The organism is Vibrio sp. D173a (assembly GCF_030248475.1).
This window is the reverse complement of the sequence record NZ_JAHGAH010000161.1, coordinates 1-12,508: the sequence shown is the minus strand read 5'-3', so window position 1 is coordinate 12,508 and position 12,508 is coordinate 1. Positions and strand designations below refer to the sequence as shown.

The 12,508-nt window shown below is 45.2% G+C and carries 8 protein-coding genes and 2 pseudogenes; 4 read left to right on the top strand and 6 right to left on the bottom strand.

The window, feature by feature from the left end:
• Positions 1-108: 108 nt before the first annotated feature.
• From lpdA to ampD, 5 genes are all read right to left on the bottom strand, one after another.
• The gene (gene lpdA, locus KIV40_RS16505) at positions 109-1,539 is read right to left on the bottom strand and encodes a dihydrolipoyl dehydrogenase (RefSeq protein WP_012128871.1); all 1,431 of its coding nucleotides are present in this window, start codon (positions 1,537-1,539) and stop codon (positions 109-111) included.
• A gap of 243 nt (positions 1,540-1,782) precedes the next feature.
• Positions 1,783-3,687 carry a pyruvate dehydrogenase complex dihydrolipoyllysine-residue acetyltransferase gene (gene aceF, locus KIV40_RS16500; RefSeq protein ID WP_285350260.1) on the bottom strand — a complete coding sequence of 635 codons (1,905 nt, stop codon included), beginning with the start codon at positions 3,685-3,687 and terminating at the stop codon, positions 1,783-1,785.
• Positions 3,688-3,717: 30 nt separating this feature from the next.
• Positions 3,718-6,381, bottom strand: a complete 2,664-nt coding sequence (gene aceE / locus KIV40_RS16495; RefSeq protein ID WP_012128873.1) for a pyruvate dehydrogenase (acetyl-transferring), homodimeric type — start codon at positions 6,379-6,381, stop codon at positions 3,718-3,720.
• 55 nt (positions 6,382-6,436) lie between these two features.
• Entirely contained in the window at positions 6,437-7,204 is a 768-nt protein-coding gene (pdhR, locus tag KIV40_RS16490; RefSeq protein WP_005428674.1) for a pyruvate dehydrogenase complex transcriptional repressor PdhR, read from the bottom strand.
• Positions 7,205-7,608: 404 nt separating this feature from the next.
• The gene (ampD, locus tag KIV40_RS16485; RefSeq protein ID WP_012128874.1) at positions 7,609-8,160 is read right to left on the bottom strand and encodes a 1,6-anhydro-N-acetylmuramyl-L-alanine amidase AmpD; all 552 of its coding nucleotides are present in this window, start codon (positions 8,158-8,160) and stop codon (positions 7,609-7,611) included.
• Positions 8,161-8,252: 92 nt separating this feature from the next.
• On the opposite strand from ampD, the gene nadC reads away from it, so the two are divergent.
• From nadC to KIV40_RS16465, 4 genes and pseudogenes are all read left to right on the top strand, one after another.
• Positions 8,253-9,140 (top strand): carboxylating nicotinate-nucleotide diphosphorylase, encoded by an 888-nt coding sequence (gene nadC, locus KIV40_RS16480; RefSeq protein WP_012128875.1) that lies wholly within the window; start codon positions 8,253-8,255, stop codon positions 9,138-9,140.
• Between the two features lie 264 nt (positions 9,141-9,404).
• A complete protein-coding gene (locus tag KIV40_RS16475) occupies positions 9,405-9,830 on the top strand; it encodes a pilin (RefSeq protein ID WP_285350259.1) in 426 nt (141 codons plus the stop codon).
• A 6-nt stretch (positions 9,831-9,836) separates the two neighbouring features.
• Positions 9,837-11,522, top strand: coding sequence for a type IV-A pilus assembly ATPase PilB (gene pilB, locus KIV40_RS16470; RefSeq protein ID WP_012128877.1), 1,686 nt, complete (start codon positions 9,837-9,839; stop codon positions 11,520-11,522).
• A 34-nt stretch (positions 11,523-11,556) separates the two neighbouring features.
• Positions 11,557-12,348, top strand: a pseudogene (locus KIV40_RS16465) (type II secretion system F family protein); the annotation flags it as partial.
• 20 nt (positions 12,349-12,368) lie between these two features.
• On the opposite strand, the pseudogene KIV40_RS16460 reads toward KIV40_RS16465, so the two are convergent.
• Positions 12,369-12,508: pseudogene (locus KIV40_RS16460) on the bottom strand (IS4 family transposase); the annotation flags it as partial.

Here is a 12,508-nt window from a genome sequence, read left to right as displayed (position 1 = left end):
GATTCCTAAAGCGAAGCGTTCCCGACTCTCCAAGCGCAGCGTTCTTTTCTTCCAATAAAAAAACCGCTGACAAGTCAGCGGTTTTTATCATTCAACGTTCAAGAAAAATTACTTTTTCTTTTTCACTGCTTTTTTGTTTGGAAGGTCAGTGATTGAGCCTTCAAATACTTCAGCAGCTAGACCCACAGACTCGTGTAGAGTTGGGTGAGCGTGGATAGTTAGTGCGATATCTTCTGCATCACAACCCATCTCGATAGCTAGACCGATTTCACCAAGCAGTTCACCACCGTTAGTACCAACGATAGCACCACCGATTACGCGGTGAGTCTCTTTATCAAAGATAAGCTTAGTCATACCGTCTGCACAGTCAGATGCGATTGCACGACCTGATGCTGCCCATGGGAATGTTGCCACTTCGTAGTTGATGCCTTCTGCTTTCGCTTCTTTCTCAGTCTTACCAACCCATGCCACTTCTGGCTCAGTGTAAGCGATTGAAGGAATAACTTTAGGATCGAAGTAGTGTTTCTTACCAGAGATAACTTCTGCCGCTACGTGGCCTTCATGCACGCCTTTGTGAGCAAGCATTGGTTGGCCAACTACGTCGCCGATCGCGTGAATGTGAGGAACGTTAGTGCGCATTTGCTTATCAACATTGATAAAGCCACGCTCGTCTACTTCGATACCCGCTTTTTCAGCATCGATAAGTGCACCGTTTGGAACACGACCGATAGCAACAAGAACGGCATCGTAACGCTCTGCTTCAGCAGGTGCTTTTTTGCCTTCCATTGAAACATAGATACCGTCTTCTTTCGCTTCAACTGCTGTAACTTTAGTTTCAAGCATTAGCTTGAACTTGTCTTTGATACGCTTAGTGAAGACTTTAACGATGTCTTTATCCGCAGCAGGGATAACTTGGTCAAACATCTCTACTACGTCTACTTTAGAACCTAGAGAGTGGTAAACCGTACCCATTTCTAGACCGATGATACCACCGCCCATGATAAGCAGCTTTTCTGGTACTTCTTTTAGCTCTAGCGCATCCGTTGAATCCCAAATACGTGGGTCTTCGTGCGGGATGAATGGCAGTTTGATTGGGCGAGAACCCGCAGCAATGATAGCGTTGTCGAAGTTAACCGTTGTTGACTCGCCTTCGCCTTCTACAAGGATAGAGTTAGGGCTTGTGAACTTACCGTAGCCATTTACTACAGTAACGTTACGCATCTTAGCCATACCGCCAAGGCCGCCAGTCAGTTGGTTTACAACTTTCTCTTTCCAGATACGGATTTTGCTGATGTCAGTTTGTGGTTCACCAAACACAACACCATGTTCAGCCATCGCTTTCGCTTCTTCGATAACTTTAGAAACGTGAAGAAGTGCTTTAGATGGAATACAACCAACGTTTAGACATACACCGCCAAGAGTGCTGTAACGTTCAACTAGTACTGTTTCTAGACCTAGATCCGCACAACGGAATGCAGCTGAGTAACCAGCAGGACCAGAACCAAGTACAACAACTTGGGCTTTAATTTCTTTGCTCATTGTGACCTCTTGTAGTCATTATCCCTAACAGGCTGAGTAGATGTTCTTAAATTATTAGGCTTTCAAACGGTCGATATTTTACAGAGATGTTAACAGTGTGAAAGCAGCTTTAAGTTAGCCTGTGAGCTAGACAACAATTCATCTTTCAGTTTCTGAACGATGGAAGAAATTGTCGTCTAAAAATAGTCTTTTATATAAAGAATTAAGGTGACCCGAAAGCCACCTTAACTATTACTTTCTCAATTACAGTACTAGGCGACGAATGTCTGATAGTGCACCGTTTAGGAAAGTAATGAAGCGTGCACCTTCTGCACCATCGATCACACGGTGGTCGTATGATAGAGACAGTGGAAGTTGTAGGCGTGGTTCGAATTCTTTACCGTTCCACACTGGCTTCATTTCAGATTTAGATACACCTAGGATACCAACTTCTGGCGCGTTTACGATTGGTGTAAACGCTGTACCGCCGATACCACCAAGGCTAGAGATTGTGAAACAACCGCCTTGCATGTCAGCTGCTGTTAGCTTGCCTGCACGTGCTTTCTTAGAAACTGCCATTAGCTCTTCAGATAGCTCGTAGATGCCTTTCTTGTTCACGTCTTTAAATACAGGAACAACAAGACCGTTTGGCGTATCTACTGCAATACCTACGTTCACGTACTTCTTAAGAATGATGCTTTCGCCATCTTCAGAAAGTGAAGAGTTGAACGCAGGGAACGCTTCAAGTGCTTTAGCAACAGCTTTCATGATGAACACAAGAGGAGTGATCTTCATGCCAGTGTCTTTCTTAGCTTCGATTGCGTTCTGCTCTTTACGGAATGCTTCTAGCTCAGTGATGTCAGCGTTGTCCCACTGTGTAACGTGAGGGATCATTACCCAGTTACGGTGTAGGTTTGCACCAGAGATCTTCTTGATCTTAGAAAGCTTCTGAACTTCAGTTTCGCCGAACTTGCTGAAGTCAACTTTTGGCCAAGGTAGTAGGCCAAGCGCTGCGCCATCGCCTTTGCCAGATGCTGCCGCACCTGCGCCAGACTCAAGACGCTTAAGTGCATCTTTAACGTAAGCTTGAACGTCTTCTTTTAGGATACGGCTCTTACGACCAGTACCTTTAACCTTAGATAGGTTAACGCCGAATTCACGAGCAAGACGACGAACAACTGGAGATGCGTGTGCGTAGTCGTTGTTCTCTTGGAAATCGTTCGCTGCAGGTGCCGCTTCAGCTTTTGCTGCTGGAGCAGGAGCCGCCGCAGGTGCTGCTGCTTGTGCAGGTGCTGCAACAGGAGCTGGAGCTGCGCCAGCTACTTCGAATACCATGATTAGAGAGCCAGTCGTTACTTTATCACCCGCTGCAATCTTGATTTCTTTAACAGTACCAGCGAATGGTGCAGGAACTTCCATAGAAGCTTTGTCGCCTTCAACAGTGATTAGAGATTGCTCTTCTTCTACTGTGTCGCCAACCGCTACCATTACTTCAGTAACTTCAACTTCGTCACCGCCTATATCTGGAACATTCACTTCTTTGTCAGCTGCTGCCGCTGGAGCCGCCGCAGGTGCCGCTGGAGCTTCTACTGCTGCTGGAGCCGCTGCTGCGCCTGAACCTGCAGTTTCGAATACCATGATTAGAGAACCCGTTGTTACTTTATCGCCAGCAGCAACTTTGATCTCTTTTAGCGTACCAGCGAATGGTGCTGGAACTTCCATTGATGCTTTGTCGCCTTCAACCGTTAGAAGAGATTGCTCTTCTTCGATGCTGTCGCCAACTGCAACCATGATTTCCGTAACTTCTACTTCGTCGCCACCGATATCAGGAACGTGAACTTCTTTAAGCTCTGCCGCTGCTGCTGGAGCTGCCGCTGCTGCTGGAGCTGCTACTGGGGCCGCTTCTGCTGCAGGAGCAGGTGCAGCAGCTGCTGCACCCTCGGCTTCGAAAATCATGATTAGAGAACCAGTCGTAACAGAATCACCTTCCGCTACTTTGATTTCTTTAACGATACCTGCTTGAGACGCTGGAACTTCCATAGAAGCTTTGTCGCCTTCAACAGTGATCAGAGACTGTTCTTCTTCAACCTTGTCGCCAACGCTTACAAGAATTTCAGTAACTTCAACCTCATCCGCACCGATGTCAGGTACATTAATTTCGATTGCCATTGCTTATTTACCTTCTAGTTAAGCGCTGTATTAAGCGTATTGTGGGTTAGTTTTTTCAGTGTCGATGTTGAACTTAGCAATCGCTTCAACGACTACTGATTTCTCAACATCACCACGTTTCGCTAGCTCAGTAAGAGCTGCAACTACTACGTAGCCTGCGTTAACTTCGAAGTGACGACGTAGGTTCTCACGGCTGTCAGAACGGCCGTAACCATCAGTACCAAGTACTTTATAAGACTCAGAAGGCATGAACGCACGAACTTGCTCAGAGTAGTTCTTCATGTAGTCAGTCGCTGCGATAGCTGGCTCAGTACCCATTACTTGTGCAATGTAAGGTACTTTCGCTTCTGCTTCTGGGTGAAGCATGTTGTAACGCTCTACGTCTTGACCGTCACGAGTTAGCTCGTTGAACGATGTTACAGAGAACACGTCAGATGCGATGCCGTACTCTTCGCTTAGGATAGTCGCTGCTTTACGTACTTCGTTCATGATAGTACCAGAGCCCATTAGCTGAACTTTAGACTTGTCACCAGCGTAAGACTCAAGCTTGTAGATACCCTTACGGATGCCTTCTTCAGCGCCTTCTGGCATTGCTGGCATTGCGTAGTTTTCGTTCATTACAGTTAGGTAGTAGAACACGTTCTCTTGGTTATCACCGTACATGCGACGAATACCGTCTTGCATGATTACTGCAACTTCGTAAGCGAATGTTGGATCGTAAGAGATACAGTTAGGAACCGTGTTCGCCATGATGTGCGAGTGACCATCTTCGTGCTGTAGACCTTCACCGTTTAGTGTTGTACGACCTGCAGTAGCACCTAGTAGGAAACCACGAGCTTGTTGGTCACCAGCCATCCACGCCATGTCGCCAACACGTTGGAAACCGAACATAGAGTAGTAGATGTAGAATGGGATCATTGGTAGATCGTTTGTGCTGTAAGAAGTCGCAGCAGCAACCCAAGATGCCATTGAACCTAGCTCGTTGATACCTTCTTGTAGTACCTGACCTGATGTTGCTTCTTTGTAGTAAGAAACGATGCCCTTATCTTCTGGTGTGTATTCCTGACCGTGCGGGTTGTAGATACCGATCTGACGGAATAGACCTTCCATACCGAACGTACGAGCTTCATCACAGATGATAGGAACAATGTTCTTACCAATGTTCTTATTCTTAAGCAGGATGTTAAGAGTGCGAACGTAAGCCATTGTTGTAGAGATATCACGCTTTTGCTCACCAAGTAGCGGTGCGAACTCTTCTAGCTCAGGTGTTTTGAATTCTTGAGTGAACTTAGGTAGACGCTGTGGCGTGTAACCTTTTAGTTCTTTACGACGAGCGTGTAAGTATTCGTACTCCGCTGTACCTTCTTCAAGCTTCAGGTATGGAAGTTCTTTCACTGCTTCGTCAGTTAGGATGTCTTGAAGACCTAGACGATCACGTAGGTGTAGTACGTGAGTCATGTCCATCTTCTTAACTTGGTGCGCGATGTTCTTACCTTCAGCCGCTTCACCCATGCCGTAACCTTTAACAGTCTTCGCTAGGATTACTGTTGGACGACCTTTAGTTTCTGCTGCGTTCTTGTAAGCTGCGTACAGCTTAGAAGACTCGTGACCACCACGCTTAAGTGCGAAGATTTCGTCGTCAGTCATGTCTGCAACTAGTGCAGCTGTCTCTGGGTACTTACCAAAGAAGTGTTCACGTACGTAAGCACCATCTTTAGATTTAAATGTTTGGTAGTCACCATCTACAGTTTCGTTCATCAGCTGTAGAAGCTTACCTGTTGTATCTTTAGCAAGTAGAGCATCCCAGTTGCTACCCCAGATAACTTTAACAACATTCCAGCCAGCGCCTTTAAATAGACCTTCTAGCTCTTGGATGATGCTACCGTTACCCATTACAGGGCCGTCTAGACGCTGTAGGTTACAGTTGATTAGGAATGTTAGGTTGTCCAGTTTCTCACGCGCAGCGAAAGATAGAGAACCACGTGATTCTGGCTCATCCATCTCACCGTCACCTAGGAACGCGTATACACGCTGTGCAGACGTGTCTTTTAGACCACGACCGTCTAGGTACTTAAGGAAACGCGCTTGGTAGATCGCAGAAATTGGACCAAGACCCATAGATACTGTTGGGAACTGCCAGAACTCAGGCATCAGTTTAGGGTGCGGGTATGATGGGATACCTTTACCGTCTACTTCTTGACGGAAGTTGTCTAGCTGCTCTTCAGTTAGACGACCTTCAACGAATGCGCGAGAGTAGATACCCGGTGAGATGTGACCTTGGTAGTAAACTAGATCGCCACCGTCCGTCTCGTTTGGAGCACGGAAGAAGTGGTTGAAACAAACTTCATAGAACGCTGCTGCTGACTGGTAAGAAGCCATGTGACCACCAAGGTCTAGGTCTTTCTTAGAAGCACGCAATACGATCATGATTGCGTTCCAGCGAATAATCGAACGAATACGACGCTCAAGAGTTACATCACCAGGGTAAGCTGGTTCTTGTGCTGCTGGAATAGTGTTGATGTAGTTTGTGTTGATGCCAGTTGGCATATCAACGCCGTCTAGACGTGCTTTTTCTAGAACGGTTTCTAGTAGAAACTGTGCACGTTCTACACCTTCTTCACGAACAACGGATTCAAGGGCTTGTAGCCAATCTTGAGTTTCCAGTGCATCTACGTCATGCTTCATGTCAGACATGGCGATCTATCCTTCTGTTGGTTGGATCTACTTATTTAAGTAAGCGGTTCTTGTATTAAGAATCGTTACCTTGCTGAATTCGACGCAGAGAACGCTCTCGTCGAGACTCTTCTCGAGTCAAATCCAACAATGTTTCTTCAATATAAGCTAAATGTGAGTGAGACATTTCACGTGCCTTTTCAGGCTGACCAGAAACAATCGCATCCACGATATTAGCTCTGTGTTTACTTACTTTATCGACCACTTCATCGCGGCGATGTAAGAGCTTTAGATTCTGTAGAACATTTTGCTCAAGCAAAGGGGCAAGGCTACGAACGATATGAAGTAACACAACATTGTGTGCTGCTTCTGTTAGAGCAATAAGGAACTGCATAACTGCCGCCGCTTCTGCTTCAACGTTGTCGCCTTTTTGCTCTTCACTGATTTGATTCAAGCATGCTTGAATACGAGCAAAATCTTCATCGGTACCACGCAATGCTGCAAAGTACGCGGAAATACCTTCCATCGCATGGCGCGACTCAAGCAGGTCTAACTGCGTTTCGGAGTGAGATGACAATAGGTTCAACAAAGGGTCTGAGAAACTCTTCCAGATGTTTTCGCTAACGAATGTGCCACCGCCTTGACGACGAGTAAGCAGACGTTTTGCTTCTAAACGCTGAATGGCTTCACGGACAGATGGACGAGACACATCGAACTGCTTAGCGAGTTCGCGCTCTGGTGGCAATTGTTGCCCCGGAGAGAGTGTTCCTTCCACAATCAACCTTTCTAGCTCTTGTTCAATAACATCAGAGAGCTTTGGCTGACGAATCCTTTGATAAGCCATAATTTATTGTTCTTCTACTCTTGCAGGTAATTGGTAATACCAATTTTAAGTTGGTGCAGAAATTAACATAATTAAAACGTCACTGTCCAGCCAAAAGTTGACCTAAATCATAGAACGGACTTGCAGCCAACACTTTGATAACAATCGACCATTAAAACAGCAATAAAATTGGTATGACCAATTACATAAACAAAACAGATGGGAAGTCTGCGTGCTAGTAAATTTGATCAACAAAAACAAAAAATGACAAAATTATCTGTGCAGTTATGCACCACTAGCCGTTTTAAACCTTCAAAATGTAGTTAACTTTTAACAAGCGCTCATATTTCTTGTATCAAAAAAAGGCATAACTGAGTGTATGCCTTATTTATTTCTGTTTTTTGAATTTACACTTTCGCTACAAGTTAGCTTTGTAATTGCTGTCTGTATTTGACCCAGTCAAAGCTTAGACCAGGATCCGCTTTTCTCAAGGGAGCAATGTACTGATGCCCTGTAATTCGAGGTAAAGTGATTTTCGGGTAGGTCTGCATGACCGCATGGGTCAAAGCAGTAAGTGATTGATATTGTTCTTCTGTATAGGCAACAAACTCAGTCCCTTCGAGCTCAACACCAATGGAATAATCATTGCAACGTTCACGACCAGCAAAGCTAGACTGCCCTGCATGCCATGCCCTATCAAGAAAAGAAACAAACTGGACTATTTCGCCATTACGCTTTATTAAACAATGTGCCGAAACGCCCATTTTGTGAATTACCTCAAAAAACGGATGGGCGTTGGGATCGAGGTTACCCGTGAAAAAGTCTTCTATATAAGAGCCACCAAACTGCCCCGGCGGTAAACTGATGTTGTGTACCACTAGCAGAGAGATGTCATTTTTATCAGAACGAGCATCAAAAAATGGTGATGGGACGTGCATAGCCTCCGTCAACCAACCATTCTCGATTTTTAGGCACATATCAACCTCTCTACTTTGCAAATTAACTGCTGAAATTATTGACACCGGAGAGTATCATTCGTTGCCATCTCCCTTTCAAGACAAGATTTGCGATGAAGAACACACACAACAGCCAAGAACGCCTAGAATACCTTAAGCAACAGCTTCCATTAGAAATCACTCGCGCCGTAGCCGATACCCTAAAAGAAGATCTAGGTGGAGTATTGGATGCCGACAAAGATATCACCGCATCGCTTATCCCTGTTGACGCTGTTAACACAGCAACCATCATCACCCGTGAACACGGTGTGTTTTGTGGTCAAGCATGGGCAGATGAAGTATTCAAACAACTCGGTGGCAAAGTGACCATCGAGTGGCATGTCAAAGACGGTGACAAAGTTGAGCCTAACCAAACGCTTTGCACACTGACGGGCCCTGCTCGTGATTTGCTCACTGGCGAGCGCAACGCAATGAACTTTATTCAAACCCTTTCTGGTTGTGCGACCATCACTGCTGAATACGCAGAAAAAATTGCTCACACTGAGTGTCGTCTATTAGATACACGCAAGACCATTCCAGGTCTGCGTAGTGCCTTGAAATATGCCGTAGCATGCGGTGGTGGCTTTAACCATCGTATCGGTGTGTTCGATGCCTACCTTATTAAAGAAAACCACATCATCGCTTGTGGCGGTATCACTCAAGCGATTACCACCGCAAAACAGTTGAACCCAGGTAAGCCAGTTGAAGTAGAAACGGAAAGCTTGGATGAACTAAAAGCAGCGATCGAAGCGGGCGCCGACATCATTATGTTAGACAACTTCACCAAAGATATGATGCGTGAAGCAGTTGCCATCAATGCTGGCCGTGCTGCGCTAGAAAACTCTGGTAATGTAACCTTAGAGACTATCGCTGAATACGCAGAAACGGGCGTAGATTATATATCAGTAGGCGCTTTGACTAAGCACCTAAAAGCGATGGATCTTTCGATGCGCTTCAAGTAAACCAGTGTGAACAAACACAATTAACTCTCTTAATCTCATAGAGTTACACCTATCAAAAATCCAATAAAGAGCCATATGGCTCTTTATTTTTATCTGTTTAAAAAATAACACCACTCGCAAAACCTTGCACACAATATGCAACCAGAGTGCAAAGATCTTTATCTCACTCGAGAGCCACTTCGTTTCCAGTTTCCACTTGTTTCGACTCTTTTTACTCTTCTGCCCATGCATAAGCATTAACTAAATTTATCTTAAGGAAAGAAGATGAAAACGAATAAACAGAAGAAGCAGCAAGGTTTTACGCTGATTGAATTGATGATTGTGGTGGCGATTATTGGTGTCTTGTCTGCAGTAGCTATCCCTGCTTACAAAAACTATGTAAAAAAATCTGAAGCTGCTGCAGGAATGGGGACAGTACGTGCTCTTTTAACTAATATCGATATGTACATTCAGGAAAATGGAGAATTTCCCGCGACTAATAACCTTGCAGATCTTGGAGCCTCTGCTGGTATGAATACTCTTGGCACAATCGCATTAACCCAAGATGGAAGCGTCTCAGAGGCAGGAAGCGTTGCATTTAACTTTGGTACCAACGCAACACTCAACAGTACAAACATCACATATACTCGAAGTGCCTCAGGCTGGTCTTGTAATAACACTACAGGACAAACCATTAAAAGCTGTAACTAAAAAATAGTGCTAACCAACCTCTCAACGGTTCTTCGCCAAGCAGGAATACTGACTTTTTCCCAAGAGGAATCGTTACTTGAGCAAGCAAAAGCTTCTGGCATTTCGATGCCAGAGGCTTTGCTCAGTTCTGGCTTTTTCCAATCTCACGAATTGACAGAACACCTAAGCTCAGTATTCGGGCTTTCTTGCACTTCTCTTAACCAATACGAATACGCTTCGCTATGCCAAACGCTTGGCTTACGCGATCTCATCACTCGCCATAACGCTTTACCGCTTAACCGCACCTCTTCAACTTTGATTCTCGCGGTAGCAGATCCAACCAACCTTCAAGCCGAAGATGACTTTCGTTTTGCGACAGGCTTGCAAGTCGAGCTTGTCCTCGCTGACTTTCGTGAGCTAACAGCAGCCATTCGACGTTTATATGGCCGATCGCTTGGGCAAGAAAAATCCGGTCTTAAAGAAATCAACCAAGATGAACTGGCGGGTTTGGTTGATATTGGTGAGGATGAAATTGAGAACATCGAAGATCTCAGCCAAGATGAATCGCCGGTCAGTCGCTATATCAACCAAATTTTACTCGATGCTGTCCGTAAAGGGGCTTCAGATATTCATTTCGAACCCTACGAAAACATGTATCGAGTCCGTTTACGCTGCGATGGCATCTTGATTGAAATTCAACAGCCACCTAGCCACTTAAGCCGTCGACTTTCCGCACGTATAAAAATCCTATCTAAACTCGATATTGCTGAGCGCCGTTTGCCACAGGATGGGCGAATCAAGCTCAAATTAAACCAAGACACTGCAATTGATATGCGTGTCTCCACACTACCAACTCTTTTTGGGGAAAAGATTGTTCTGCGTTTGCTCGACAGCAGTTCTGCAGCATTAGATATCAATAAGCTAGGTTATAGCGACTCACAGAAACAACTTTATTTGGATGCCCTGCGCCGTCCGCAAGGTATGATCCTGATGACAGGCCCAACAGGTAGCGGTAAAACGGTCTCGCTCTATACTGGATTGAGTATTCTTAATAAGCCAGAGATCAATATCTCAACCGCTGAAGATCCCGTTGAGATTAACCTGCCCGGCATTAACCAAGTTCAAGTTCAGCCAAAGATCGGCTTTGGTTTTGCAGAAGCGCTCCGCTCTTTCTTACGTCAAGACCCTGATGTCGTCATGGTGGGCGAGATCCGAGATCTCGACACAGCAGAAATCGCGATCAAAGCATCACAGACTGGCCACTTAGTTCTCTCCACTTTACACACAAACTCAGCTGCCGAGACTGTTATTCGCTTGTCTAATATGGGCGTAGAAAGCTTTAACCTCGCCTCTTCTCTCAGTTTGATCATCGCCCAGCGTTTGGCTAGAAAACTTTGTCCATATTGTAGACAACCTCAAGAGCCAAACAACCAACTTCAACATATTGGAATCACCAGCACCGAACAGATCTTTCAAGCTAATCCCGACGGTTGTAACGAGTGTACCCATGGTTATTCAGGGCGAACCGGCATTTACGAAGTGATGAAGTTTGATGAATCCCTTTCAGAAGCACTCATCAAAGGCGCCTCGGTACACGAATTAGAAAAACTCGCCATTGCCAATGGTATGCAAACCTTACAAATGTCTGGCATCGAAAAACTCAAACAAGGCATTACCAGCTTCAGCGAATTGCAGCGCGTTCTCTACTTCTAACATTTATAAGAATTATTAGGCAGTCACTCAGTTTATGAAAACCATCGCTCCTCAACTCAAGAACTACCGTTGGAAAGGCATTAATAGCTCGGGTAAAAAAACCTCTGGAAACGTGCTCGCCATGACCGAAATAGAGGTAAGAGAGCGCCTCGATGCTCAACACATTAAGATAAAGAAACTGAAGAAAGGCAGCATTTCTTTTATCACCAAGATCAGTCATCGCGTCAAAGGCAAAGACATCACGATATTTACTCGCCAAATTGCCACTATGCTAATGACGGGCGTACCGATTGTTCAGGCACTTAAGTTGGTTTCAGAGAACCACAAAAAAGCCGAGATGAAATCGATTCTGATGAGTGTCACACGAGCGGTAGAGGCAGGGACACCGATGTCGAAAGCCATGCGCACTGCCAGTACACATTTTGATCCGCTTTATACAGACCTAATCGCGACTGGTGAGCAGTCCGGTAACCTATCTCAAGTCTTTGAGCGTTTGGCAACTTATCGAGAAAAGAGCGAGCAGTTGCGCGCAAAAGTGATTAAAGCGCTCATTTACCCAGCGATGGTGGTTTTAGTAGCGCTTGGGGTTTCCTATTTAATGCTGACTAGAGTTATCCCTGAGTTTGAAAAGATGTTTACAGGTTTTGGAGCCGACTTACCCGCCTTTACTCAAATGGTACTCAACCTCTCTGCTTGGACCCAAAACTGGGGCCCTTTTATAGGACTGAGTTTTGTGAGTCTGCTCATTTCCGGCAAAATAATGTCGCAACGATCCGATTCATTTCGCCTTTTAGCTGCGCGTTCGAGTTTAAGAGTCCCTATCTTGGCTGTCTCTTGATCACAAGTCTAGTGATCAAGAGACATTGCGAGTTCGTAGCCCTCAAGGATGGTTTGTAGTTTAAACCATCCTTCCCAAAGCACCTTTATTGAAGCTCTACCCGTCCTTTTGGTATCTTTCCAACCGCCTAATTTAGCGAGATTTTTGT

What these genes read in the sequence shown, in the direction of transcription:
- lpdA (WP_012128871.1), bottom strand. Translation starts at nt 1,539, where the DNA reads ATGAGCAAAGAAATTAAAGCCCAAGTTGTTGTACTTGGTTCTGGTCCT.
- aceF (WP_285350260.1), bottom strand. Translation starts at nt 3,687, where the DNA reads ATGGCAATCGAAATTAATGTACCTGACATCGGTGCGGATGAGGTTGAA.
- aceE (WP_012128873.1), bottom strand. Translation starts at nt 6,381, where the DNA reads ATGTCTGACATGAAGCATGACGTAGATGCACTGGAAACTCAAGATTGG.
- pdhR (WP_005428674.1), bottom strand. Translation starts at nt 7,204, where the DNA reads ATGGCTTATCAAAGGATTCGTCAGCCAAAGCTCTCTGATGTTATTGAA.
- ampD (WP_012128874.1), bottom strand. Translation starts at nt 8,160, where the DNA reads ATGTGCCTAAAAATCGAGAATGGTTGGTTGACGGAGGCTATGCACGTC.
- nadC (WP_012128875.1), top strand. Translation starts at nt 8,253, where the DNA reads ATGAAGAACACACACAACAGCCAAGAACGCCTAGAATACCTTAAGCAA.
- KIV40_RS16475 (WP_285350259.1), top strand. Translation starts at nt 9,405, where the DNA reads ATGAAAACGAATAAACAGAAGAAGCAGCAAGGTTTTACGCTGATTGAA.